This window comes from Variovorax sp. Root434, from assembly GCF_001426595.1.
GTDB lineage: Bacteria > Pseudomonadota > Gammaproteobacteria > Burkholderiales > Burkholderiaceae_C > Variovorax.
The window spans coordinates 1-348 of record NZ_LMEK01000019.1; the positions used below are offsets into that span (position 1 = coordinate 1).

Annotated in this window: 1 pseudogene; it reads left to right on the forward strand. The window is 69.8% G+C overall.

From position 1 onward, the window contains the following. Positions 1-348: pseudogene (locus ASD05_RS30375) on the forward strand (hypothetical protein); the annotation flags it as partial.

The following is a 348-nucleotide window of genomic DNA, read 5'->3' on the forward strand; positions in this document are numbered from 1 at the left end:
ACCCACAGCACCCTCGCCAATGCCGACGTGACCTGGAGCGTGGGCTACAACGCCGTGGGGCGCCTCACCGGCTTCAACGCCACGGGCAACACGGCAGGCTTCGGTTACGACGCCAACGGCAACCGCTCCAGCGGCACCCGGGTGCTGAACGGGCAGACCACCAGCCGCACCTACACGGTGGGCTCGACGAGCAACCAGCTCACGGGCTTCAGCCAGACCCTCAACGGCGCCAGCAGCACCAGCGTGGCCTACGGCTACAACGCCAACGGCGACATGCTCACCGATGGGCTGCGCAGCTACGCCTACGACGCCGAGGGGCGGCTGGCGGCGGCGACGACAGGCGCCACC